Below are 24,164 nucleotides of genomic sequence, written 5' to 3' on the forward strand. Positions count from 1 at the left end.
GCATCTCGAACTCACGCACGGGTGACGAGGTGCGCGCTCGGCAGGTAGTCGATCTTCCAGTCCTCGTACACGCCGGCCAGCCCGCACTCCAGGCACCGCAACCCGACGGTCAGCCAGCGCACCTCGCCGTCCGGCAGGCACGACGACCCGAGTGCGGCGGCGAACTCCTCGCCGCCGCACGTGCACTCGCACTCCTCCGCGTCGTCTTCGTCCCAGTGCTCGTCGGAGTCGCCGATGAACTCCGCGAGGCCGCAGCCGAGGCACGTCCGGCGCATCGCCTGGTCCTCGGTCATCTGCACCGTGAACGCCTTGCCTCCGCACCCGCCGCACACGGACTCCACGACGTGCGTGACCTCGTAGCCGTCCTCCTGGTACGCGCGGATCGCCTCGTCGAGCGTCATCCCGCCACCCGGTTGATCTCGTCGCTGCGCAGCACCCGGTCCGCGGGCGCGCCCTTGGCCAGCGCCACCATCGCGCGGCCGAGGAGTTCCGTCGTCGTGGCGTACTTCGGCGCCACCCTGCGCAGCAGCGGGAAGAGCCACGAGGACCACGAGTAGAGGTAGCGGTAGATGCGGGTGCGCGACGTGATCCCGTGCAGCGGCTGGATGAAGCCGGGCCGCACCACGAACACCGGCCGGTCCAGCGCCAGCAGTTCGTTCTCCGTGCGTCCCTTCACCCGCGCCCACATCGTCTTGCTGTCGGCGTCAGCACCCTCGCCGGACACGTACACGTAGGTGCCGCCCACGACCCGTGCGGCCTCAAGCGCGTAGTCGTGCGTCACGGGCGTGTACTCGGCCTCGGTGAGACCCGCGGACGTCACGCCCATGCAGTAGAAGCACGCGTCGGCGTCGGCCAGTTCCGCCGCGATCGGCGACAGGTCGCCGAAGTCGGCGTGCACCACGTGCCGCAGCTTGGGATCCGTCGCGGCCGACGGCGACCGCCCCACCGTCACCACGGACTCCACCGCGGGGTCGAGCAGTGCCTCGCGCAACGCGCCCTGACCCACCATGCCGGACGCACCGAACATCACGATCTTCACGCCGTCAAAGTAGTCCTCAGCGCGCCGGTGACGCGGTCGCCGTCACCGGTCGCGAGCAGGTCGAGCAACGCGCCCCGCAGCAACGCAAGTTCCCGCGTGCGCGATGCCAGTCCGGCGTCGGTGTCGCGCACCTCCTCGGGCTGGGCGGCTTTCAGCACCTCCAGCCAGTCCTCCACGGTCGCGCGCGCGAAGCCCGCCCACGGTCCGTCGGGCTCCACGAGAGAGCGCGCGTAGGCCTCCAGCCACAACGTCAGCAACGGCCGGTGCGCCGGCGCGGCGAGCCAGTCCCACAGCCGCGCCACGACGCCTGGCCCGGTGCCGATGTCGGCGAGCAGCGCCAGTTCGTCGGCGCGTGCCCGCGCCAGCAACGCCCTGACCAGGCCTTCCTTGCTGCCGAACAGGTAGAGCAGCACGCGGGTGCTCGACCCGATGGCCGCCGCGAGCGGCCGCAGCGACACGTCCGCCAGGCCGTGGGTGAGCACGTACCGGTAGGCGGCTTCGAGCAGTTCGGTCTCGCGGGCGGACGGCATGGCGCTATTCTCGCATTACTGAAACACTCGTGTCAGTGGAGGACACATGCTGATCCGCCCCCTCGACCGGCCCGGCGACCTGGGCTGGGTGGTCCAGGCGCACGGCGAGCTCTACGCGTCCGAGCTCGCCTGGGACACCTCGTTCGAGGCGATGGTCGCCAAGATCGTCGGCGACTACGCGACCGAACACGACCCCGCGAGAGAGGGTGCGTGGATCGCCGACCTCGACGGCCAACGCGTCGGATGCGTGTTCTGCGTTCGTGAAGACGACACGACGGCGAAGCTGCGCGTGCTGCTCGTGCATCCGGACGCCCGTGGCCACGGCGCCGGCAACAAGCTCGTCGGCACGTGCGTCGAGTTCGCGCAGAAGGTCGGCTACGAGCGCATGGTGTTGTGGACGGTCGACGGGCTCGCGTCAGCCCGCAAGATCTACGAGGCGCACGGGTTCGAGCTCGTCGAGGAGACGCCCCAGCACAGCTTCGGCCACGACGTGACCGGCCAGCTCTGGGCTCGCGACCTCAGAGCATCCGGGTCACGTACGGCATGATGCCGCCGTACCGCACAGGCGAGATCCGCACCACGGCACCGGAATGCGGCGCTTCCACCATCATCCCGCCGCCCAGGTACAACGCCACGTGCGTGCCGCCGCCCGGTCCCCAGAAGATCATGTCGCCGGGGGCCATCTGCGACAGCGGCACCTTGCGGCCGGAGTTGTACTGGTAGCCGCTGTAGTGCGGCAGGTACACGCCGGCACCGGCGAAGGCGTACATCATCAGGCCCGAGCAGTCGAAGCCGATCTTGCGGAAGTCGCCGAACGAGTCGGCCACGCCGCCGTCGCGCACGCCGTACGTCGGGCCGTTGTAGTTGCCACCGCCCCACGCGTAGATGACGCCGCGCTGGGCCAGCGCCCGGTTGATCACGGTCTGCACGCGGTTGCCGGAAGGCGCGGGTGCCGACGCGGCCGGGCGGGGTGCCTGGGGCTGCGGTTTGGGAGCAGCGGCGGCAGCAGCGGCCGCGGCGGCGCGACGGGCGTTCTCCTCGTCCTCGCGCCTCTTCGCCTCGGTCCACTGGTCGTACTGCTGGCGCTGGGCCTCCAGCCCGCCGACCGCACTGCGCGCCGCGGCCAGTTCGCGTTCGACGGCGTCCTTGTCCGCCTGCATGGCCTCGGTCGCCGCGGCCTGCGCCGTGTGCGCCTCGACGGCCACCTGCTGGGCCTGTTCGGCGACCTTCTTGGCCTCGTCGGCGGCGGCCTGCTTCTCCTCCGCCTTCTTCAGCGCGGCGCGGGCGGCGGAGTCGAGGTTCGCGGCGGTGCCCTGGTCGCGGGTCACCTGTTCCAGCCGGTTCAGGCTGGACGCCGACACCGCCTCCAGCATCTGGGCGCGCGCCAGCAGGTCCTCCGGCGACTTGGCGTCGATGAACGCGGAGAACGACCCGACCGTGGTGCCCTGCGCGTAGGAGGCGGCGGCGAAGTCGTCCAGTTCCTTGCGGCTCTTCTCCACGGCGGCGGTGGCCGCGTCGGCCTCGACCCTGGCGTTCGCGGCGTCGCGGCGGGCGGCCTCGGCCTCGGAGATCGCGGTCTCCAGGTCGACGCGGGCCTTGTTGGCGAGCTCGCGCTTGTACGAGACCTCGTCCATCAGCTCCTGCAGGCGCGACTCGGCCTGCGTGAGCCTGCCGGTCAGCTCACCGACGCGCGCCGCCTTGGCGTCCGCCTCCGCGCGGGACGCGGAGATCTCGGCGTCGCTGGGGTTCGGCGGAGGAGGCGGCACGGCGGCGGCCGTCCCCGTGAGGACGACCGTCATCATCAACACCGTCACGGCGGAGAGTCGTGTCAACACAGGGCATCACCTCCGACCGAATTAGACCAATCAGACTCATCCGGCGCATCTGGAACTCACGCACCGTCAACCACACGTGTCACAGTGGACCACGGTCGGTGGTCCTTTTGGGACGATCGGAGTGCGGCGTGTCGCCGGTATGGACCAACCCCGCGCGTCGGGCCTCGGGGCGATCACCCGTTACCGTGAGCGGGTGGAGCGGCTGCGCGGCATCAGGTCGGCGGTGGCCCGCCGGATCACGGCGACGCACCTCGTGGCTGCACTGTGCTTCCTGCTCGCCGTCGTCCCGGCGTACCTCTACCGCCCGGACGGCCTGCACGCGGTGAACCTCGCCTGCGCGGCGGTGACGGTGGTGCCGGTGCTCCTGTCGGCGCGGTACCTCCTGGTCTCCTGGTTCCTCTCCGTCCTGCTGCTGCTCCTGCTCCCCGGCGCCTACGGCACGCGCACCGGCCCGGAACTGGACTGGGGCTGGCCGTGGACCCTCGGCCTCACGGCGGCGGTCGGGTTCCTGCTGTACCGGGTCGCGCTGCGGCTCGGCACCGTCGTGGTGGTGGCGGTCCTGGCGGTCACGTTCGTGGCGACCTGGCCGCGCCTGGACGACTGGGGCGACGCGGCACTGCCCGGTTTCCTCGCGACCGGCGCGGTCCTGCTGGGCAACGCGGTGCGGCGGCGCCGGGAGGCGGACGGCCTGCTGCGGGCCGAGCAGACCCGTCTGGTCGCGCTGGAGGAACGCACCCGCATCGCACGGGAGCTTCACGACGTCGTCAGCCACCACATGTCCGCGCTGGTCCTGCGCACCGACGCCGTGTCATACCGGCTGCCGGGCCTCGCGCCGGAGGTGCGGGACGAACTCGACGTCATCCAGCGCATGGCCCGCGAAGGCCTCACCGAGATGCGGCGGATGCTGGTGGTGCTGCGCGCCGACGACGGCGACGGATCCGCGCCGCAGCCAGGACTGTCCGACGTGGAGTCCATGGTGGACCGGTTCCGCGAGACCGGCACGGAGATCACCCTCGGCGTCGACGTCGGCCCGGTGCCCGCGGGCGTGGGGCTCTCGGCGTACCGGATCGTCCAGGAGGCGTTGAGCAACAGCGGGCGGCACGCTCCCGGCGGCGCGGTCTCGGTCGTGATCGGCACGAGCGGCGACGTGCTGAAGGTCGAGGTGCGCAACGCCTCCGCGACCCGCCCCGCGCTCGACGACGACCCCGGACGCCCCCGGCACGGCCTGGCCGGCATGGCCGAACGGGTGCGCGTCCTGGGCGGCGGGTTCACCTCGGGCCCCACGCCCGACGGCGGCTTCGCGGTGGTCGCGGACCTGCCCCTGCACGGAGAGGACACCGCGTGACGATCAAGGTGCTGGTGGTCGACGACCAGGCGATGATCAGGGAGAGCTTCCGCGTCGCCCTGGACAGCCAGTCCGACGTGGACGTCGTCGGCGAGGCCGGCACCGGCGCCGACGCGGTGGCACTGGCCCGCGACCTCGCGCCCGACGTGGTGCTGATGGACGTGCGGATGCCGGTGATGGACGGCCTGGAGGCGACCCGGCTGATCGTCGGCTCCGGCGACGCGCCGCCGAAGGTGCTGGTGCTGACGACGTTCGACCTCGACGAGCACGTCTACGGGGCGCTGCGCGCCGGCGCCAGCGGGTTCATGCTCAAGGACTCCCCGCTCGCCGACCTGGTCAACGCCGTGCGCGTGGTGGCGGCAGGGCACGCTCTGTTCGCCCCGTCGATCACCCGGCGGCTGGTGGCCGCCTACGCGGACCGGGCGCCGGGCAAGCCCGACGACGCGGCGTTGCGGTACCTCACGGCGCGCGAGGCGGAGGTGCTGCGCCTGATCGCGCGAGGACTGTCCAACGCCGAGATCGCGGGCACGCTGACCATCGCGGAGCAGACCGCCAAGAGCCACGTGAGCCGGGTGCTGACCAAGCTGGGCCTCCGCGACCGCGCGCAGGCCGTGGTGCTCGCCTACGAGTGCGGTCTGGTGGTGCCCGCCGAGTAGTACCGGGGTACGGGTCCCGCGCGCCCCGTACCGGAGGGGCACGTCAGGACACCACCTCGGCGGGACGTGTGCCGGCGCCGCCGCTCCTAGCGTCGGGCAGGTGATCAAATCAGCCCGCCTGCCAGCTCTTCTGGCCGCGGCGACGGGTGTTCTGGCGGTCGTGTGGTGGGTCCTGGACCGGCCGCTCGGGGTGGACAGCGGCGTGTACCGCGCGGGTGCGCTGGCCCTGCTGCGCGGGCAGTCGCTCTACGCCCCGCTGACGGCGATCCCGGACTGGTCGCCCGCCCTGCCGTTCACCTACCCGCCGATCGCCGCCGTGGTGTTCCTGCCTCTCGCCGTTCTGCCCGTGCAACTGGCCTGGGGCGTGCTCGCCGCCGGGACGGTGCTGGCGCTGCGGACCTCCGTGCGGCTCGTCGGCGGGGCGTGGTGGGTGCTGCCGCTCCTGCTGTTCCTGGAGCCGGTCTGGCGGACGATCGGGCTGGGCCAGGTCAACGCGCTGCTGATGGCGCTGGTCCTCGTGGACGTGCTGGCGCTGCGCGGATCCCGCTTCGCCGGGGTGCTGGTCGGCGTCGCGGCGGCGGTGAAGCTGACGCCGCTGGTGTTCGTGGCGCACCTGTTCCTGACCGGGCGGCCGCGGGACGCGGTGCGGGCGCTGGCCGTGTTCGCCGGGCTCGGCGTGACGGGATTCGTGCTGCTGCCCGCCGACGCGGTGCGGTACTGGACGTCCACGATGCTGGGCGCGAACAAGGCGGGCGGCAACGCGTGGTGGGGCAACCAGTCGGTCAGCGGCCTGGTCCACCGCCTCGGCGGGTCCACCGCGGTTCTCGTGCTGCTCGTCCTGGTGTGCCTCGGCGTGGCGGCGTGGCTGGTCCGCGACCTGCACCAGAGCGGCGACCCGGTGGGCTCGGTGCTGGTGACGGCGTTCGCCGGGGTGCTCGTCAGCCCGATCTCGTGGACGCACCACTGGGTGTGGGTGGCGCCCCTGTGCGCGGTGTTGCTCGCCCGGCGGCACTTCGCCTTCGCCGGGGCCTTGGTGGTGCTGAGCACCGGGTGGGTGTTCGCGCTGGTACCGCGCGGCGAAGGCGAGGAGCGGCTGTGGACGCCTCTGGAGTCGTTGGCGGGCAACGCCTACGTGCTCATCGGCCTTGCGGCCCTGCTCCTGCTGGGGGTTCGGCGTGCGCGAACTCGGTGGACGGTTCGGTGGCGTAGTTCTCCCAGATCGGCGCCATGGTCTCGCGGGTCATGGGCCGCCCGGACTCGATCATGGCCTTGAGGTCGCGGAAGTACTGCACGTACAGGTCCGGTGTGAACGTGGTCAGCATGACCGCCGGGTCGTCGCCGGGGTTGGCGAAGGTGTGCGGCGCGCCCGGCGGGACCAGGACCCACGTGCCCGTGCCGGCGTCGTAGTCGTCGTGCCCCACCGTGAACCGCACGGTGCCCGACAGCACGTAGAAGCCTTCGTCGTGCTGCGCGTGGCGGTGCTGGGGAGGACCGGGGGTGTGCGGAGGGATGACCACCTCCGCGATCCCGAGGCGGTGAGCGGTGTTGCCGCCGTCCTCCAGGATCCGGATCGACGACGGGCCGTTGGAGAGGAGCTCACCCTCGCCGGGGCGAATGATCGACACAGCGACCATGACGAAAGCCTCCAGGTTGTGATTTCAGCTTGTGCAATCACCCTAGCCCTGTGACTGCACATCGTGCAATCGGTAGTCTCCCGGCATGCCGCGATGGAAACCGGACGCCGTCGAACGCCTGCAGGCCGCCGCCCTGGACCTCTTCGACGAGCAGGGTTTCGAGCGCACGACGGTCGCCGAGATCGCCCAGCGGGCAGAGCTCACCCAGCGCACGTTCTTCAACCACTTCCCGGACAAGCGCGAGGTGCTGTTCGAGATGAGCGCGAAGCTCCAGCAGGAGATCGTCGGCGAGATCGAGGCCGCCGACCACGACCTGGAGCCGCTGGACGCGGTCGTGCGCGCGTTGGAGGTCGTCGCCGACAAGATGCTTGAGGGTCGCCGTGCCGTCGTGGTGCGCCGTTACGCCGTGATCGCGGCCAACCCTGAACTGCAGGAGCGCGAACTCGGCAAGAACGCCGTGCTCACCGAGTCCATCGCGGCCGTGCTCAACGCGCGCGGATGCGATCCCGCGACCGCGTTCCTCGCCGCCGGCGCCGCCATGCTCGCGCAGCAGGCGGCGTTCCAGCAGTGGACGCGGCCGGGCGAGACCCGGACGTTGCGCGATCTCCTGCCCGACGCGGTGCGCGCGCTGCGCACGACCGTCGGCGCTAGTTGACTCCCCGGTCCCTGCCCGCCCAGTAGGGCTCGCGGAGCTTGAACTTCTGGATCTTGCCGGTCGCGGTGCGCGGGATCGAGTCGCGGATCTCGATCGACGTCGGCGCCTTGTACCCGGCGAGCCGCTCCTTGCAGTGCCTGATCAGCTCGGCCTCGGTGGCCTCGCCGGAGAGCACGACCAGCGCCTTGATCGTCTCGCCCCACTTCTCGTGGGGCACGCCGATCACCGCGACCTCGGCGACGGCCGGGTGCGAGAACAGGCAGTCCTCGACCTCGATGGACGAGACGTTCTCGCCGCCGGTGATGATCACGTCCTTCTTGCGGTCCGAGATCGTCAGGTAGCCCTGGTCGTCGAAGTGGCCGCCGTCGCCGGTGCGGAACCAGCCGTCCTCGATGGCGTCCGCCGTGGACTCGGGGTTGTCCCAGTAGCCCTCCATGACGACGTTCGACCGCGCGAGCACCTCACCGGTGTCGGAGATCTTCAGCTTCGCGCCCAGGGCCGGCGCGCCCGCCCGTGACTGCAGCTTGGCCTTCTCCTCCCCCTCCGGACCCGGCTGTGCGCGGTTGAAGGTGAGCAGCGGCGCCGTCTCGGTCAGGCCGTAGATCTGCAGGAACTCCCAGCCGAGCTCCTCGGTCACGCGCTGGATCGTGCGCGACGGCGGCGGCGCACCCGCGCACACGATCCGCACGCGGTCACGGCCGGGGATCTCGCCGTCCCACGTCTGGGCGGCGTCCAGCACGGCGTTCCACACGGCCGGTGCGCCGCACATGAGCGTGACGCCGTGGTCGCGCACACGGCGCAGGATCTCGGCGCCGTCGACCTTGCGCAGCACCACCTGCGGCACGCCCAGGCCCGTGAGACCGAACGGCATGCCCCAGCCGTTGCAGTGGAACATCGGCAGCACGTGCATGTACACGTCGCCCTCCCACGCACGCGTGTGCATGGCGAACGTGACGGCGTTGAGCCAGATGTTGCGGTGCGTCAGCTGCACGCCCTTGGGCCGCGCCGTCGTGCCGGACGTGTAGTTGATGGTCGCCGTCGCGTCCTCCGAGGGCGCGCTCCACGGCCGTGGCTCCACATCGAACCGAAGCAGCGACTCCGACTCTTCGCCGAGCGTGAACCGGTGGCGCGCCACGACGTCGTCCAGTTCCAGCTCGGGGTCGACGAACAACGCCGACGCACCGCTGTGCTCGACGATGTACTTCACCTCGTCGGGGCGCAGGCGGAAGTTCACCGGCACGCAGATCCGCCCGCTGCCGGGCAGCGCGTGCAGCAGTTCGAGCATGCGCGCGGAGTTGTGGCTGACGACGGCGACCCGTTCGCCCTCACCGACGCCCAGCGCGTCGAACCCCGCCTGCCACGCGCGCACGCGGGTCGCCATCTCCGCGTACGTCGTCGTCGCGACCGGCTTCGCGGGCTGGTCCGGTTCGTCGATCGTCGCCGTGGTCGCCGCGAACGCGAACGACGCCCGGTCCAGGAAGTCCGTGGTGATCAGCGGTACGCGCATGGACCGACACTACGACCAGGTGCTCGGATCTCCCCAGGACGAGAACCCGCCTCCCCCGGATGGAGGAACGGAGCTGAGATCGGGGAGCACGTCACCGACGGGTTCGTGCAGCACAACGGCCGCCACGTCGTCGTACGGCGTCGGTTCGGCGTTGCAGATGATGACCTCGGCACCCGCTTTCGCCGCCAGCGGCACGAGGCCCGCGGCGGGCTGCACCGACAGCGATGTTCCCGCCACCAGCAGCACGTCGCAATCCAGGACGGCGAGGCGGGCGCGGCGCAGCACCTCGCCGTCGAGGTGCTGTCCGAACGAGATCGTGGCGGACTTGAGGATCCCCCGGCAGCGCTGGCAGTCCGGGTCCTCCTCGCCCTCGGCCACGCGCTTGAGCGCGTCCCGCATCGGGCCGGTGGCACCGCATCCCAGGCACACGGTGGTGTGCAGCGTGCCGTGCAGCTCCAGCACGCGGTGCGGGTCGGAGCCGGCTTTCTGGTGCAGGCCGTCGATGTTCTGCGTGATCACCGTGCGCAACCGCTCGGACCGTTCCAGTTCCACCAGCGCCTTGTGCGCGGCGTTCGGTTTGGCCGTCCACACGGGACTGGTCAGTTTCGTTTGCCAGGAAAGCCTGCGCAGAGCGGCATCGGAGACGTAGGCCTCCAGCGAGGAGGCACGCCCGGCGTCGGCGTCCCGCGTCCACAGCCCGTCGGGGCCGCGGTAGTCCGGGATGCCCGAATCCGTGGAGACCCCGGCCCCCGTCAGCACCGTGATCCGGTGGGCGGACGCGACCAGCGCGCGTGCCGCTGTGCACGCCTGGGAGGCCATCGGTTAACACTATCCGGGTGCGCAGCGCAGTGGGAGCCGCGATCGCGGCAGTGGGCTTGGTCACCACCATCACCGGGACTTTCTTGCCGTGGCTGAAGTCCGGATCGACCACGAGGGACAGTTACGAAGTGCTTTCGCTCCGTGGTTTCGCCGGGTTGGACGGGGTGGCGGGGACCGTCGTCACGTCGGTCTGGGTGGGGCTAACGCCACTGGCCATGGTTGCGATTGGTCTCTACGTGGTCCGTTTTCCACGGTTTGCCGCATGCATCGGCCTTCTCTTTGGCACGATCAGTGGAACCGTGGCCCTACTAGCCACAGTCCAAGGGGATAGCAAGGGTTCATTGGTCGGAATCAGCACAGCTGGACCGGCCACGACACTTGCCGGTGCCGTACTGACGATCGTGGGGGCGATCACGGTGCTCACCTCTACCAGGCGCAGCGCAGTGAGAACCTCAGGAGGGAACCCGTGAGCTACCCAGGTGGTGGCGGTGGCCAGTGGCAGCCGCAGAACAACCCGTACGGGCAGCAGCCCCAGCAGGGCGGCTACCCGCAGCAGCCGCAGCAGCCGGGTGGCTACCCGCAGCAGCCGCAGCAGGGCGGATACCCCCAGCAGGGCGGCTACCCGCAGACCGGTCCGCAGGGCTTCCCGCAGCAGGGCTTCCCGCAGACGGGCCCGCAGGGTTTCCCCCAGCAGGGCTTCGAGCAGCAGCCGTACGGCTACGCGCCGATGGGCGGCGAGCCGCCGAAGAAGAAGCGCACCGGCCTGGTCGTCACGGCCGTCGTCGCGGTGTTGCTGCTGATCGGCGGCGGTGTCACGTTCTTCGCGCTGCAGAAGTCCGACCCGGCGGCGAACGCGGGTCAGGACACGCCGGAGGTCGCGGCCAAGAACCTCATCGAGCAGCTCGGCAGTGGTGACGTCGTCGGCATCATGGCGTCCTTGGCACCGGCGGAGGCCGCGTTGTCGAAGGACTACATGGAGTCGATGACGAAGGAGATGAAGCGTCTCGAGATCCTCAAGCCCGAGGCCGACCCGAACAAGCTGACCGGCGTCGAGTTCAAGAGCGAGAACATCAAGTTCGACGAGGCCGCCGCCGAGAAGATCAACGACCACCTCACCATCAACAAGCTGGTCGAGGGCAAGATCACGATCACCTCGGACGCGTCGAAGATCCCGCTCACGGACAAGCTCGTGGACGCGCTCGGCACCGAGTTCAAGACGACCACGTCGAAGTCCGAGACCGTCGACATCACCGCCGAGGTGAAGAAGCGCGGCACCCCGATCGGCATCGCGTCGATCAAGGTCGGCGACAAGTGGTACCCGAGCGCCTTCTACACGATCGCCAACGCGGTCCTGGAGGAGGACAAGCAGAAGTGGCCGGCGCAGGGCATCGCCGCCAAGGGCGCGAGCTCCGCCGAGGACGCCGCGAAGCAGATGGTGAACGCCGCGCTCGACGCCGACCTGGAGAAGGTCATCGCGCTGCTGCCGCCCGACGAGGCCGGTGTGCTGCAGGACCTCGGCCCGCTGCTGGTCAAGGAGGCGGGCACGACCAAGCCGACCGGCGCCAAGCTGAACGCGCTGGAGACCGACGTCAAGGACGTGACCGGCGGCAAGCAGGTCACGGTCAAGAAGCTGTCGATCACGGCCGAGGGCGAGACCGTGACGATCACCCGCGAGGGTGACTGCTACTCGGCCGAGGTGCCCGGCCAGGGCAACCAGAAGCTGTGCGCGGACGAGATCACCCAGCTGATCAAGCAGCAGGGCGGCAAGAACATCCCCACCGAGGCCGTCGAGATCATCGGCCGCGTGGCGTCGTCGGTCATGAAGACCGGTGTCGGCGTGGTGTCCACCGAGGTCGACGGCAAGTGGTACGTCAGCCCGGTCCGCTCCTACTACGAGCTGGCGCTCTCGCTGTTCCGCGGCTTCGAGCCGAAGGACGTCGACGCGCTGATCGAGCTCCTCAAGAAGTAAGTTCCCGCAGGTCCGCCACGGCCCTGTCACCCGCAACAGCGCGGTGACAGGGCCGTGGCAGTTCGCGGGCCGAGTGTGGGCGCCATGGACACACAGGTTCTGATCATCGGCGCCGGCCCGACCGGACTCACCCTCGCCCTCGACCTCGCCCGCCGCGGCGTCCCGTTCCGCATCGTCGACGCCGCGCCCGCGCCGTTCGCCGGCTCGCGCGGCAAGGGCCTGCAGCCGCGCAGCATGGAGGTCTTCCACGACCTGGGCGTGATCGAGCCGGTGCTGGCGGCCGGCCGGTTCCACATGACGATGCGCGCCTACAAGGGCCGCGAGGTGGTGCGCGAGTGGAACGTGCACGAGGGCCGCCACCCCACCGAGGAACGCCCGTACGCGAGCACGATGCTCATCGCCCAGTTCCGGGTCGAGCAGATCCTGCGGGACGCGCTGCCGCAGGCCGTCGAGCACGGGATGCCGCTGACCTCGTTCACGCAGGACGAATCAGGCGTGACAGCCGTTGTCGGCGGGGAGACCGTGCGCGCCAAGTACCTCGTCGGGTGCGATGGCGGGAAGTCGTTCGTGCGCAAGGAACTCGGCGTCTCGTTCGTCGGCGAGACGCACGAGGACATGCGGATGCTCGTCGGCGACCTGCGGATCTCCGGCCTGGACCGGGACCACTGGCACCAGTGGGGCGGCCGCGCCGACCAGTGGCTCGCCCTGTGCCCGTTGCCGGACACGGACCTCTTCCAGTTCCAGGCGACCGGTGACGGCGACCCGTCGCTGGAGCTGTACCGGGCGATCGTCCGCGAACGCACCGGCCTGGACGACGTCGTCGTGCACGACGCGACCTGGACGTCGTTGTACCGCACGAACATCCGCATGGTGGACAGGTTCCGCGTCGGCAGGGTGTTCCTCGCGGGCGACGCCGCGCACGTGCACTCCCCCGCCGGAGCGCAGGGCATGAACACCGGCATCCAGGACGCCTACAACCTGGGCTGGAAGCTCGGCATGGAGACGCTGCTCGACACCTACGAGTCCGAGCGCAAGCCCGTGGCGCAGTGGCTGCTCGGCATGACGACCGCGATCATGATGTCGGGCAACCCGTTCCAGAAGCGCGACGACGAGACGCTGCAGCTGTCGCTGTCGTACCGGACCACCGAGGGCGAGGGCCTGCAGGCCGGCGACCGGATGCCGGACGGCATCACCGAGCAGGGCCGGATCTTCGACCTGCTGCGCGGACCCGACTTCGTGACGCTGGACTTCCCGGACGGCCCGGTGCTCGTGCGCCCTGACGGCTACGTCGCCGCGATCGGCAGGTCAGCCATCGACGCCTACTTCGGCGCGCACCCGGTCACGCAGCTGCACCACCGCCGGGTCGCTGCTCGGACCGCCGCGTAGCCGTTCCGCCTCGTCCAGGGCGTTCCGGGCACTGCCAGGATCGCCCTGGGCGAGCAGCCAGTCCGAGTACCACTCCAGCACCGTCGCCCGAGCCGGCCCGTCCGCGCTCCTGCTGATGGCGTCGAGCGCCCTCCCGTGCTCCTCCCCCGCCGCGTCGAGGTCGCCGAGCCGCGTCAAGGCCAGCCCGAGCCCCGCGTGCACGTTCGCCCGGAACTGGCTGGCCGCCGAGTCCACCGTGGCGTCCAACGCCTCCCGGTAGCACCGCACGGCGTCCTCGAAGTCACCGCTCCAGTAGGCGATCTCGCCGTGCGCCTGCGCGATCCGCCCCTGGTCCAGGTCGAACGACGACCACGGCACCCGCGCGAGGTCGTCCCGCGCCCCGGCCAGGTCACCGGTCCGGATCTTCAGCCGCACCGCCTGCACCAGCACCGACATCGGCACGAGAACCGACTCGGGATCCCCCAGCTCCGCCGCGACCTGCCGGGCCTCGGACACCGCCTGGAACCCGTCGGCGAACGCGCCCCGGTTGATCAGCACCATGACCAGGCAGGACAGGCAGAACACGACAGCCCACCGGTCGCCGGCCGCCCGGAACCCGTCGAGCGCCCGCCGGTACTGCGCCTCGGCGAGCGGAGCCGCGCCCTCGCTGAACTCCCCCGCCACCAGCCCGCGCACCAACGCCGAGAACGCCCGCATCCACGGGTCGGCCGACCGCTCCATCCGATCGGCCAGCACCCCGAGCCGTTGCCCCAGTTCGGGATCACCCCAGACGTGACCGCTGGTGAGCATCAACGCGCACAGGGCCGTGGGCGCGTCCGCCTCCCACAACCGCCTCAGCGCCGTGCCGATCTCCGCGGTGCCGAACGCGGCCACCGCCTCCGACAGCGGGTCGTCAGGGATCTGCAGCGCCCAGCGGTGGATCTCCTCGAACCGCTTGGTCATCACCAGCCAGTGCCACGTGCGGGCGGCCATCATCCGCCGGGCCGTGCCGAGGTCGTTCCGCACCGCCCACGCCATCGCCGCGTCAAGGTTGGCGCGCTCCACGTCGAAGACCTTCAGCGCCTCCAACTGCCGCGGCCCCCTCAGCAACGGCTCATTCCGCTCGGCCAGCGCCACGTAGTAGGCGGCATGCCTCAAGGGGTCCGTCGCGTTCTGCTCCAACGCGTACTCACGCACGGTCTCCAGCAACCGGTACCGCTCGCCGGCCCGCACGACCAGCGACTTCTCGACGAGCGCGGCCAGCAGGTCCTCGGTGTCCCAGAGGTCCTGATCTTGTCGGACCTCCTGAGTACGTTGAAACGCAGGGGTTCCCAGCTCGGGGGTACCCCTGCGCGAGCCTGCCCCGCACACGAAGTGCACCGCCTCGGCCGTCGCCCCGCCCACGAACACGGCCAGCCGCGCCAGCAGCCCCCGCTCGGCGTCGTCCAGCAGCTCCCAGCTCCAGTCGATCACCGCCCGCAACGTCCGGTGCCGCGCCGGCCCGGTCCGCGCGCCGCGGTCCAGCAACCGCAACCGGCTGTCCACACGCGACTCCAGCTGCGCCGCCGACAGCGACCGCGCCCGAGCCGCCGCGAGTTCCAGCGCCAGCGGAATCCCGTCCAGCGCACCACAAACCCGCCGCACGACCTCGGCGTCCAAAGCCGAGCCGACGCGCGCCGAGAACAGCCGCACGGCGTGGTCGAGGTCGAGCGGCGCCACCGGGTGCACGACCTCGCCCGGAATCCCCAGCGGCTCGCGCGAGGTCGCCAGCACGCGCGCGTCCGGCGCCTCGGCCAGCAACCGCACGCACAACGCAGCGGCCGCGTCCACCACGTGCTCGCAGTTGTCGAGCACCACCAGCGACGCCCCGAGCCGGGAGAACACGGGCGCCGCCAACGGGTTCGGCCCCAGGGCAGCGTCCAGTGCCGCGAGTGGCTCGGCCGCCGAGTCCAGCTCGACGAACCACGCCTGCGGCACGGTCGCGGCATGCGTCAGCGCGAGACGTGTCTTGCCCACGCCTCCGAACCCGGTCAGCGTCACCAACCGGTTGTCCCGCAACAACTCCGCCAGCCCCGCCAGGTAGCCGTCACGTCCGACGAACGACCCGACCGCGGCCGGCAGGTTGCCGCGCGCGACGCGTTCGCGCAGCACTGTCACGTGGGCGGCCGCCAGCGCCTCACCGGGGTCCACGCCCAGTTCGTCGGCCAGGGCCGAGCGCACGCGCGCGAACACCGCCAACGCGTCCGACCGCCGTCCGGCGGCGTTCAGCGCCAGCATCAGCCGGGCCTGGACGTCCTCGCGCAACGGGTGCGCGGCCGCCAGTGCCTCCAGCCCCGCGAGGTCGTCCCGCAGCAACGCCAGCCGCACGGCCTCGTCCACCGCGAACGGCGCCTCCTCGAACGCCGCCCCGCGCCACAGGGCCGCGTCACGGGTGCGCGCGAACTCCTCGACGTCGGTCGACGCCTCCAGCCGGTAGCCCGCCGCGTGCGACGAGACAGCCGCCGCACCGAGCACCCGCCGCAGCCGCGACACGAGCGACTGCAACGCGGCGGGACCGTCGACCGGCGGCGCGTCCGGCCACAGGTCGGCGACCAGCCGCTCCGGAGCGACGACGGTGCCGGGTTCCACCGCCAGCCGGATCAGCAACCACCGCAGCCTCTTGCCGCGCACCTCGACGGGCGCGCCGTCCGCGGCCACGACCTGCAGCGGTCCGAGCACGTTGACCCGCATCAGGCCCGCCGCACCCCGGCCACCACCGCGGCCACGACGAGCGCGACACCGACCAGCACCGTGCCCAGCAGGGACAGCGACACCCTGTTGTGGCCCAGGGCGTCCAGCACCCACCCGAGCGGGGTGGCCCGTCCGAGCGGATACGTCAGCACCACCACCGAGAACACCGCCAGCACGGTGCGCCCGATGGCGTCCAGAACAGGGCGGGCGAACAGCAGGCCCACACCGACGCCGAGCAACGCACATCCAGTATGCGCGGCGAGTCCGACAAGAAATTCGCCCGCCGTGTACGGGTGCGGGTTCGTCACGACCGGCCACACCGCCGCCAGCAGCGCCATCGCCAGCGCGAACAGCACCGCGACCAGCGCCGCCGCCGTCAGCACCCGCGACCACCCGCCGGCGGACACGACGGTGATCTCGCGCCGCACCACGTCCTCGGACGTCGCCACCACAACGGCCATCCACGCCGCGATCGGGTAGAGCAACGCCGACGAACCCGAGTACGCCTCCAACGGCTGCCCGGCATCACTGGAGAACAACATCCCCATCACACCGAGGAACACCAGCAGAGGCGCCAAATACCGTTGCCCGCGAAGGACGTCGACCGCGAGGTAGCGAACGAGGGAGATCACCGCACGCTCCGCACCGAACACCCGAGCCGCAACGCCTCCGCCAGCACCTGGTCACTCTGGTCCGGTGCCACCACAACCCGGACCGACGCCCCACGAGTCTGCACGGACCGCACGCCTTCCAGCGCCTCCAACACGTCCAAGGCGGCCACCCGGCTGAGATCGATCGTCACGTGGCCACCGGCGAGGTCGACGCGCGTGGCCGACGCGAGGTGTCCCTCGTGGTCGGACACCAGCGCCGTCCGCCCGTCCAGCAATGCCACCAACTCGAGAGAGGCTTCGGGGTCAAGGCCGGTCCACGGTTCGTCGAGCACCAGCACGTCGGTGGCCAGCAACGCCTGCGCCAGCGCGACCTTCTGCGCGTTGCCCTTGGACAGCTCCGACATGGGCGCCGTCATCGAGCCGACGAACCCCAGCCGCTCCAGCACGTCGTTCGACTCCGCACGCCGAATCCGTCCCATGTGCGCGAGGTACGACGAAGCGGACATCTTGACGTCCGAGGGGAACCGCTCCGGTACGTAGCCGACCGACGCGGGCCGCTCGACCCGTCCGGACGTCGGCCTCAGCACCCCGGCGGCGATCTTGAGCAACGTGGACTTGCCGGTGCCGTTCGCGCCGGTCAGCACGGTCAGGCCGGAGATCTCCAGCGTGAGGTCGCGCAGCACCCAGGGCCCACGCCCGTACCGCTTCGAAACCTGGTCGAGGAGCACCACGCCAAGATAACCACCCATGACACCGCTTCCGCTCGCTTTGGCGTGCATCTGGCTCGGCATGGTGCTGGCGATCTCGATCGAGGCGCCGCTGAAGTTCCGCGCGCCCGGCATCACGCTGCCGCTGGGACTCGGCATCGGCCGGCTCGTCTTCCGCGCGCTCAACGCCTCGGAGATCGTGCTCGCCGCCGGCACCGCGGTCACGTTCGCCCTGGTTCCGCGTCCGCTCCCGGCGACCGTACTGCTCATCGCCCTGGCCGTGACGCTCGCGGTTCAGGTGACGGTGCTGCGTCCGCGGCTCGAAGCCAGGGCCGCGGTGATCATCGCCGGCGAGACGCCGCCGAAGTCGGGCACGCACCTCGTCTACATCGCGCTCGAAGGCCTGAAGGTGCTGATGCTGGTCGCCTTCGCGGTCGTCGTGTCGTGAGTTAGGACAACCTGGCTTGAACCGGCTTACAGGACAAGCGTACTGTTTGGGGTCGAGGGGCAGCGGTCAACCGCTTGAGGAAGACTCTCCCCGTACCCCGAACTGACCACCGCGCTGTCACCAGATGGAGTTGCACGTGACTCAGCCAGCTACGCCCTCGCCTGCCGGCGATGGAGGCAACAGCCTGGACAGCTTCGGCGCCCGCGGCACGCTCAACGTCGGCGACGCCTCGTACGAGGTGTTCCGGCTGAGCGCCGTGGAGGGCGCCGAGCGTCTTCCGTTCAGCCTGAAGATCCTGCTGGAGAACCTGCTGCGGACCGAGGACGGCGCGAACATCACCGCCGACCACGTGCGCGCTCTCGCCGACTGGGACCCCACCGCCGAGCCGAACACCGAGATCCAGTTCACGCCGGCCCGCGTCGTGATGCAGGACTTCACCGGTGTCCCCTGCGTCGTCGACCTCGCCACCATGCGCGAGGCCGTCACCCAGCTCGGCGGCGACGCCGAGAAGGTCAACCCGCTCGCGCCCGCCGAGCTCGTGATCGACCACTCGGTCATCGCCGACATCTTCGGCCGTCCGGACGCGTTCGAGCTGAACGTCGACCTGGAGTACGAGCGCAACCGCGAGCGCTACCAGTTCCTGCGCTGGGGCCAGACCGCGTTCGACGAGTTCAAGGTCGTCCCGCCCGGCACCGGCATCGTGCACCAGGTCAACATCGAGCACCTGGCCCGCGTCGTCATGGTCCGGGGCGGCCAGGCGTACCCCGACACGCTCGTCGGCACCGACTCGCACACCACGATGGTGAACGGCATCGGCGTGCTGGGCTGGGGCGTCGGTGGCATCGAGGCCGAGGCCGCGATGCTCGGCCAGCCGGTCTCCATGCTGATCCCGCGGGTCGTGGGCTTCAAGCTCTCCGGTGAGCTGCCCCCCGGCGCCACCGCGACCGACCTCGTGCTCACGATCACCGAGATGCTGCGCAAGCAGGGCGTCGTCGGCAAGTTCGTCGAGTTCTACGGCGAGGGCGTCAGCGCCGTGCCGCTGGCGAACCGCGCCACGATCGGCAACATGTCGCCGGAGTTCGGCTCCACGGTCGGCATCTTCCCGATCGACGGCGAGACCATCGACTACCTGCGCCTGACCGGCCGTTCCGAGGAGCAGATCGCGCTCGTCGAGGCCTACGCCAAGGAGCAGGGCCTCTGGCACGACCCGTCCCGCGAGCCGGTGTTCTCCGAGACGCTGGAGCTCGACCTGGCGACGGTCGTCCCGTCCATCGCCGGCCCGAAGCGCCCGCAGGACCGCATCGAGCTGACCTCGGCGAAGGAGTCGTTCCGCTCCGCGCTGAGCGCCTACGTCTCCGGTGAGACCAAGGGCGAGGTCGACGAGGCCATCGACGAGACGTTCCCGGCGTCCGACCCGGCCGCGCTGCACGAGGGCATGACCAACGGCGCCCCCGTCCACTCCGCCGCCGAGGGCGCGCAGGGCCGCACGTCGAACCCGATCAAGGTCACCCTCGACGGCAACGAGTTCGAGCTGGACCACGGCGCCGTCGCGATCGCCGCGATCACGTCGTGCACCAACACCTCGAACCCGTCCGTGATGCTGGGTGCCGCTCTGCTGGCCAAGAAGGCCGTCGAGCGCGGCCTGGAGCGCAAGCCGTGGGTCAAGACGACCCTGGCGCCGGGCTCGAAGGTCGTCATGGACTACTACGAGCGCGCCGGCCTCATGCCGTACCTGGAGAAGCTCGGCTTCCACCTGGTCGGCTACGGCTGCACCACCTGCATCGGCAACTCGGGCCCGCTGCAGGAGGAGATCTCGGCGGGTGTGCAGGAAGGCGACCTCGCGGTCGTCTCGGTGCTGTCCGGCAACCGCAACTTCGAGGGCCGGATCAACCCGGACATCAAGATGAACTACCTCGCGTCGCCGCCGCTCGTCGTGGCGTACGCGCTGGCCGGTTCGATGGACAAGGACATCACCACCGAGCCGCTCGGCTTCGACACCGACGGCAAGCCGGTGTACCTCTCCGAGATCTGGCCGTCGCCGGCCGAGATCGCCGAGGTCATCTCGACCTCGATCTCCGCGGAGGGCTTCACCAAGGGCTACACGAACGTGTTCTCCGGTGACGAGCGCTGGCAGTCGCTGCCCACGCCGACCGGCAACACGTTCGAGTGGGACTCCGAGTCCACCTACGTGCGCAAGCCCCCGTACTTCGAGGGCATGGAGATGGAGCCGAAGCCGGTCACCGACATCTCGGGCGCTCGCGTGCTCGCGCTGCTGGGCGACTCGGTCACCACGGACCACATCTCCCCCGCCGGTTCGATCAAGGCCGACTCGCCCGCGGGCAAGTACCTGACCGAGCACGGCGTGGAGCGCAAGGACTTCAACTCCTACGGCTCGCGTCGTGGCAACCACGAGGTGATGATCCGCGGCACGTTCGCGAACATCCGCCTGCGCAACCTGCTGCTCGACGACGTCCAGGGCGGTTTCACCCGCGACTTCCTGGCCGACGGCGCCCCGCAGACCACCATCTACGACGCCTCGGTGTCGTACGCGGAGGCCGGCGTTCCGCTGGTCGTGCTGGCGGGCAAGGAGTACGGCTCGGGTTCGTCGCGCGACTGGGCGGCCAAGGGCACCTCGCTGCTCGGCGTCCGCGCGGTCATCGCCGAGTCCTACGAGCGCATCCACCGCTCGAACCTGATCGGCATGGGCGTTCTGCCGCTGCAGTTCCCGCAGGGCGACAACGCGTCGTCGCTGGGCCTCGACGGCACCGAGACGTTCGACTTCGGTGGCGTCACGGAGCTGAACAACGGCACCACGCCGTCGACGGTGCACGTGACCGCCACCAAGGCGGACGGCTCGAAGGTCGAGTTCGACGCGGTCGTCCGCATCGACACGCCCGGTGAGGCCGACTACTACCGCAACGGCGGCATCATGCAGTACGTGCTGCGCAAGATGGTCCGCAGCTAGTCACGCTGGACCGAAAGGGCCGTTCACCACCGGTGAGCGGCCCTTTCGCCGTCTATGGGTTCGTAACGGCGAACCTCCACCCCGCGATGCCAAGTCACCTGATCATTGCGGAGAACCCATGAACCTGAGCGTGCTCGGCGACCTCAACTGGCTGGCCGTCGTCGTTGCCACCATCGCGTACTTCGCGCTGGGCATGGTCTGGTACGCGGAGTTCGCCTTCGGCAGGGCCTACCAGCGCGCGTCCGGCCAGGACCTGAGCCCGCCGGAGAAGGTCAACGCGGCCGTCTACGCCATCCCGTTGCTGACGTGCTTCGTCATCACGCTCGCGACGGCGATGGTCGGCAACGCGTCGAACACCGACACCATCATGGAAGGCCTGCTGCTCGGCCTCGTCGTGGGTGTCGGCGTCGCGGTGCCCGTCCGGATGGTGACAGGTGCCTACGACATGACGAAGCCCGCTCCGATCACCTTCGCGGCCATCGGAGCGGGCTATCACGTCGTCGGACTCACGCTCGCGGGCGCGATCCTCGGTCAGTGGACCTAAACGCGCGCGGCCTTGTGCAGCTCACGCAACGCGCGCACGGACGAGACGGCGTAGTCGCGGTCCGTCGCCTGCACCGCCATGATCGACACGTACTCGTCGTCCGGCAGCTCCAGGCGGGCCCACGCGGCACCGTCCGGGAAGCTGACCGACAGCACGTCGTTCCAGTCGTAGTGGTGCGACGTCACGACGTTGCGCACGTCGACACCCGCCTCGTCGGCGGTGACGCGCGGACGGGTCAGCAGCAGCACACCGCCCGCCAGCAGGAAGCCCAGCAGGATCATGGCGACCTGGTCGGAGGTCCGGAAGATCACGCCGGTCGGGGTGTCGCCCAGCAGCAGGCCCACCACCGTGAAGACGGCGACGAGGCCGACCGCGCACGCCCACGCGACTCGGCGGATCTTCTTGGGGCGCAACACGATGGACGTCATCACTCGAAATCTCGCTCGGTCCAGGGCTGACGGAGGCCGCGCAGCACCAGTGCGGTGTCGATCGCGGCGACGGTCGCCTCGTAGCCCTTGTCCTCCACCGAGTCCGGCAGACCGGCGCGGGCCAGGGCCTGCTCCTCGGTGTCGGTCGTCAGCACGCCGTTGCCGACGGGCGTGGACTCGTCCAGCGCGACGCGCGTGAGCCCGTCGGTCACCGAGTCGCACACGTACTCGAAGTGCGGGGTGCCACCGCGGATGACGACGCCCAGCGCGACCACGGCGTCGTGGTGCCGCGCGAGTTCCTGCACCACGACGGGAAGCTCGATCGCTCCCGCCACGCGCACGACGGTCGTGTCGGCGCAGCCCGCGTCCTGCGCGGCCTTGAGGGCGCGCTCGACGAGCTGGTTGGTGATCTTGGTGTGCCAGCGCGTCGCCGCGATGGCGACGCTCAGGCCCTTGCCGTCGAGCTTCGTCTGCTCTGGACGGCCCTCGCCGCTCATTCCTGGTCCTCCGTAGCGGAAACAACGGCCTCGTACTGCTCCAGCTGAGACAGTTCGTGGCCCATCCGGTCGCGCTTGGTGCGCAGGTACCGCAGGTTCTCCGGGTTCGGGGAGATCGGCAGCGGCACCCGGTCCAGCACACGGAGACCGTATCCGGCCTCCAGTCCGACGCGCTTGGCCGGGTTGTTCGTCAGCAGCCGCATGGACTTGATGCCGAGGTCCACGAGGATCTGCGCACCCGTGCCGTAGTCGCGCGCGTCGGCGGGCAGGCCCTGCACGAGGTTCGCGTCCACGGTGTCCGCGCCCTGGTCCTGCAGCTGGTACGCCTGCAGCTTGTGCATCAGGCCGATGCCACGGCCCTCGTGACCGCGCATGTACAGCACGACGCCACGGCCTTGTGCCGCAACGGCTTCCAGCGCCGCGTCCAGCTGCGGGCCGCAGTCGCAGCGCAGCGAGCCGAGCACGTCACCGGTGAGGCACTCGGAGTGCACGCGCACCAGCACGTCCTCGCCGTCGCCGATCTCGCCGTAGACCATCGCGACGTGCTCGATGCCGTCGAGCAGGCTGTCGTAGCCGAACGCGGTGAACACGCCGTGCGCGGTCGGGATTCGCGCCTCGGCGGCGCGTTCGACCTGGGTCTCGACCCGGCGGCGGTACGCGATGAGGTCGGCAATCGTGATCAGCGCGAGGTCGTGGTCGGCCGCGAACACCTCCAGCTCGTCGCGGCGGGCCATGTCCTCCTCGACCTTCTGCGACACGATCTCGCAGAGCACGCCGGCGGGCGACAGGCCCGCGAGACGCGCCAGGTCGATGGACGCCTCGGTGTGGCCGGGGCGGCGCAGCACGCCACCGTCCCTGGCGCGCAGCGGAACCACGTGACCGGGCCGGTTGAAGTCGTTGGCCTTCGACGTCGGGTCGGCGAGCAACCGGATCGTGCGGGCGCGGTCGGCGGCCGAGATGCCGGTGCTGATGCCCTCGCGGGCGTCCACGGTGACCGTGTACGCGGTGCCGCGCTGGTCCTGGTTCGTGTGGTACATCGGCGGCAGGTCGAGGCGGTCGCAGTCGGAGTCCGTCAGCGCCACGCAGACGTAACCGGACGTGTAGCGGACCATGAACGCGAGCAGTTCCGGCGTCGCCTTCTCGGCGGCGAAGATCAGGTCGCCCTCGTTCTCGCGGTCCTCGTCGTCCACGACGACCACGGGCCGTCCGGCGGCGACGTCCTTGATCGCGCGCTCGATCTCGGCGAAGTCGGTGCTCACTGGGCCTCCTCGCCCGCGATGGCCCGCAGGTGCGGGATCGCCAGTCGTTCAACGTACTTCGCCAGCACGTCGACCTCCAGGTTCACCAGGTCGCCGGGCAGGCGGTGCCCGAGCGTGGTGAGTTCGAGGGTGGTCGGGATCAGGCTCACGGTGAACTGGTCCTCGGAGACGGTGACCACCGTCAGCGAGACGCCGTCGACCGTGATCGACCCCTTCTCCACGATGTAGCGGGCGAGGCTGGGCGGGAGTCCGATGTGGACCATCTCCCAGTGCTCGGCCTTCTCCCGCGCGAGGATCGAGCCCGTGCCGTCGACGTGACCCTGCACGATGTGGCCACCGAGGCGCTGGCCGACCGCGGCCGCGCGCTCCAGGTTGACCTTGTCGCCCTCGGCGAGCTTCGCGAGGCTGCTGCGGTTGAGGGTCTCGCGCATCACGTCGGCGGTGAACGCGCCGTCCCGCACCTCCACGACGGTGAGGCAGACGCCGTTCACCGCGATGGAGTCGCCGTGCTTCGCGTCGCTGGTGACGATCGGCCCGGCGATGCGGACCCGTGCCGCGTCCGGCAGGTCCTCCGTCGCTACGACGTGGCCGAGTTCCTCGACGATCCCGGTGAACACCGCT

The 24,164-nt window shown here is 70.5% G+C and carries 23 protein-coding genes and 1 pseudogene; 10 read left to right on the top strand and 14 right to left on the bottom strand.

Translation table 11 applies throughout. The features are described 5' to 3' along the window. Positions 1-11: 11 nt before the first annotated feature. Genes ACFWN2_RS14950 through ACFWN2_RS14960 form a run of 3 tightly spaced genes read right to left on the bottom strand, consistent with a single transcriptional unit; the run spans position 12 to position 1,569 of the window. Positions 12-401 (bottom strand): hypothetical protein, encoded by a 390-nt coding sequence (locus tag ACFWN2_RS14950; protein WP_382427838.1) that lies wholly within the window; start codon positions 399-401, stop codon positions 12-14. Then, a complete protein-coding gene (locus ACFWN2_RS14955) occupies positions 398-1,039 on the bottom strand; it encodes an epimerase (protein ID WP_382427840.1) in 642 nt (213 codons plus the stop codon). The genes ACFWN2_RS14950 and ACFWN2_RS14955 overlap by 4 nt, the downstream gene beginning before the upstream one ends. Continuing rightward, complete coding sequence (locus ACFWN2_RS14960; protein WP_382427842.1) at positions 1,036-1,569, bottom strand: TetR/AcrR family transcriptional regulator; 534 nt, start codon at positions 1,567-1,569, stop codon at positions 1,036-1,038. The genes ACFWN2_RS14955 and ACFWN2_RS14960 overlap by 4 nt, the downstream gene beginning before the upstream one ends. Positions 1,570-1,615: 46 nt before the next feature. On the opposite strand from ACFWN2_RS14960, the gene ACFWN2_RS14965 reads away from it, so the two are divergent. Further along, entirely contained in the window at positions 1,616-2,116 is a 501-nt protein-coding gene (locus tag ACFWN2_RS14965) for a GNAT family N-acetyltransferase (RefSeq protein WP_382427843.1), read from the top strand. Here the strand turns inward: ACFWN2_RS14965 and ACFWN2_RS14970 are convergent. Then, the gene (locus ACFWN2_RS14970; protein ID WP_382427845.1) at positions 2,088-3,404 is read right to left on the bottom strand and encodes an NlpC/P60 family protein; all 1,317 of its coding nucleotides are present in this window, start codon (positions 3,402-3,404) and stop codon (positions 2,088-2,090) included. The genes ACFWN2_RS14965 and ACFWN2_RS14970 overlap by 29 nt on opposite strands. A gap of 193 nt (positions 3,405-3,597) precedes the next feature. On the opposite strand from ACFWN2_RS14970, the gene ACFWN2_RS14975 reads away from it, so the two are divergent. The 3 genes from ACFWN2_RS14975 (at position 3,598) to ACFWN2_RS14985 (ending at position 6,678) form a co-directional block, all read left to right on the top strand. Further along, positions 3,598-4,749 carry a sensor histidine kinase gene (locus ACFWN2_RS14975; RefSeq protein ID WP_382427847.1) on the top strand — a complete coding sequence of 384 codons (1,152 nt, stop codon included), beginning with the start codon at positions 3,598-3,600 and terminating at the stop codon, positions 4,747-4,749. Beyond that, entirely contained in the window at positions 4,746-5,405 is a 660-nt protein-coding gene (locus ACFWN2_RS14980; protein WP_382427849.1) for a response regulator, read from the top strand. Before ACFWN2_RS14975 ends, ACFWN2_RS14980 begins: the two co-directional genes overlap by 4 nt. A gap of 100 nt (positions 5,406-5,505) precedes the next feature. Further along, the gene (locus ACFWN2_RS14985; RefSeq protein WP_382427851.1) at positions 5,506-6,678 is read left to right on the top strand and encodes a glycosyltransferase 87 family protein; all 1,173 of its coding nucleotides are present in this window, start codon (positions 5,506-5,508) and stop codon (positions 6,676-6,678) included. Positions 6,679-6,715: 37 nt separating this feature from the next. Here the strand turns inward: ACFWN2_RS14985 and ACFWN2_RS14990 are convergent. After that, positions 6,716-7,039, bottom strand: a pseudogene (locus ACFWN2_RS14990) (cupin domain-containing protein); the annotation flags it as partial. A gap of 85 nt (positions 7,040-7,124) precedes the next feature. Here ACFWN2_RS14990 and ACFWN2_RS14995 point away from each other — a divergent pair. Continuing rightward, positions 7,125-7,694, top strand: a complete 570-nt coding sequence (locus ACFWN2_RS14995) for a TetR/AcrR family transcriptional regulator (RefSeq protein ID WP_382427853.1) — start codon at positions 7,125-7,127, stop codon at positions 7,692-7,694. Here ACFWN2_RS14995 and ACFWN2_RS15000 read toward each other — a convergent pair. Together ACFWN2_RS15000 and ACFWN2_RS15005 are read right to left on the bottom strand one after the other, a co-directional pair. Beyond that, entirely contained in the window at positions 7,687-9,201 is a 1,515-nt protein-coding gene (locus ACFWN2_RS15000; protein WP_382427855.1) for a class I adenylate-forming enzyme family protein, read from the bottom strand. The two genes, ACFWN2_RS14995 and ACFWN2_RS15000, sit on opposite strands and share 8 nt — an antisense overlap. Before the next feature lie 9 nt (positions 9,202-9,210). Beyond that, positions 9,211-10,020, bottom strand: a complete 810-nt coding sequence (locus tag ACFWN2_RS15005) for an NAD-dependent deacetylase (RefSeq protein WP_382427857.1) — start codon at positions 10,018-10,020, stop codon at positions 9,211-9,213. A gap of 466 nt (positions 10,021-10,486) precedes the next feature. Here ACFWN2_RS15005 and ACFWN2_RS15010 point away from each other — a divergent pair, with 466 nt between their 5' ends. Further along, positions 10,487-11,989 (top strand): flagellar basal body protein FliL, encoded by a 1,503-nt coding sequence (locus ACFWN2_RS15010; protein ID WP_382427859.1) that lies wholly within the window; start codon positions 10,487-10,489, stop codon positions 11,987-11,989. An 84-nt stretch (positions 11,990-12,073) separates the two neighbouring features. Continuing rightward, positions 12,074-13,375: an FAD-dependent monooxygenase gene (locus ACFWN2_RS15015; protein WP_382427860.1), complete on the top strand. Its 1,302-nt coding sequence runs from the start codon at positions 12,074-12,076 to the stop codon at positions 13,373-13,375. On the opposite strand, the gene ACFWN2_RS15020 is transcribed toward ACFWN2_RS15015, so the two are convergent. Genes ACFWN2_RS15020 through ACFWN2_RS15030 form a run of 3 tightly spaced genes read right to left on the bottom strand, consistent with a single transcriptional unit; the run spans position 13,295 to position 17,444 of the window. Next, positions 13,295-16,084, bottom strand: coding sequence for a BTAD domain-containing putative transcriptional regulator (locus tag ACFWN2_RS15020; RefSeq protein ID WP_382427862.1), 2,790 nt, complete (start codon positions 16,082-16,084; stop codon positions 13,295-13,297). The two genes, ACFWN2_RS15015 and ACFWN2_RS15020, sit on opposite strands and share 81 nt — an antisense overlap. Then, complete coding sequence (locus ACFWN2_RS15025; RefSeq protein ID WP_382427864.1) at positions 16,084-16,716, bottom strand: hypothetical protein; 633 nt, start codon at positions 16,714-16,716, stop codon at positions 16,084-16,086. The genes ACFWN2_RS15020 and ACFWN2_RS15025 overlap by 1 nt, the downstream gene beginning before the upstream one ends. Next, positions 16,713-17,444, bottom strand: coding sequence for an ATP-binding cassette domain-containing protein (locus tag ACFWN2_RS15030; protein ID WP_382427866.1), 732 nt, complete (start codon positions 17,442-17,444; stop codon positions 16,713-16,715). Before ACFWN2_RS15030 ends, ACFWN2_RS15025 begins: the two co-directional genes overlap by 4 nt. Between ACFWN2_RS15030 and ACFWN2_RS15035 the strand changes: the two genes are divergently transcribed. The 3 genes from ACFWN2_RS15035 to ACFWN2_RS15045 all read left to right on the top strand — a co-directional run bounded on the left by ACFWN2_RS15035 (position 17,443) and on the right by ACFWN2_RS15045 (position 21,359). Beyond that, on the top strand, positions 17,443-17,850 hold the full coding sequence (locus ACFWN2_RS15035; protein WP_382427867.1) for a hypothetical protein: 408 nt from the start codon (positions 17,443-17,445) through the stop codon (positions 17,848-17,850). The two genes, ACFWN2_RS15030 and ACFWN2_RS15035, sit on opposite strands and share 2 nt — an antisense overlap. 136 nt (positions 17,851-17,986) lie before the next feature. Further along, a complete protein-coding gene (gene acnA / locus ACFWN2_RS15040; RefSeq protein WP_382427869.1) occupies positions 17,987-20,815 on the top strand; it encodes an aconitate hydratase AcnA in 2,829 nt (942 codons plus the stop codon). Positions 20,816-20,933: 118 nt separating this feature from the next. Next, positions 20,934-21,359, top strand: a complete 426-nt coding sequence (locus ACFWN2_RS15045) for a DUF1761 domain-containing protein (protein WP_382427871.1) — start codon at positions 20,934-20,936, stop codon at positions 21,357-21,359. Here the strand turns inward: ACFWN2_RS15045 and ACFWN2_RS15050 are convergent. The 4 genes from ACFWN2_RS15050 to ACFWN2_RS15065 are packed head-to-tail and all read right to left on the bottom strand — an operon-like array spanning position 21,356 to position 24,160. Beyond that, positions 21,356-21,787: a PH domain-containing protein gene (locus tag ACFWN2_RS15050; RefSeq protein ID WP_382427873.1), complete on the bottom strand. Its 432-nt coding sequence runs from the start codon at positions 21,785-21,787 to the stop codon at positions 21,356-21,358. The genes ACFWN2_RS15045 and ACFWN2_RS15050 overlap by 4 nt on opposite strands. Next, positions 21,787-22,284 carry a 6,7-dimethyl-8-ribityllumazine synthase gene (ribH, locus tag ACFWN2_RS15055; protein ID WP_382427875.1) on the bottom strand — a complete coding sequence of 166 codons (498 nt, stop codon included), beginning with the start codon at positions 22,282-22,284 and terminating at the stop codon, positions 21,787-21,789. Before ribH ends, ACFWN2_RS15050 begins: the two co-directional genes overlap by 1 nt. Beyond that, a complete protein-coding gene (locus ACFWN2_RS15060) occupies positions 22,281-23,543 on the bottom strand; it encodes a bifunctional 3,4-dihydroxy-2-butanone-4-phosphate synthase/GTP cyclohydrolase II (RefSeq protein ID WP_382427876.1) in 1,263 nt (420 codons plus the stop codon). The genes ribH and ACFWN2_RS15060 overlap by 4 nt, the downstream gene beginning before the upstream one ends. After that, a complete protein-coding gene (locus tag ACFWN2_RS15065) occupies positions 23,540-24,160 on the bottom strand; it encodes a riboflavin synthase (RefSeq protein ID WP_382427878.1) in 621 nt (206 codons plus the stop codon). The genes ACFWN2_RS15060 and ACFWN2_RS15065 overlap by 4 nt, the downstream gene beginning before the upstream one ends. Positions 24,161-24,164 lie beyond the last annotated feature (4 nt).

The sequence above is a fragment of the Lentzea sp. NPDC058436 genome, from assembly GCF_042721515.1.
Lineage (GTDB): Bacteria > Actinomycetota > Actinomycetes > Mycobacteriales > Pseudonocardiaceae > Lentzea.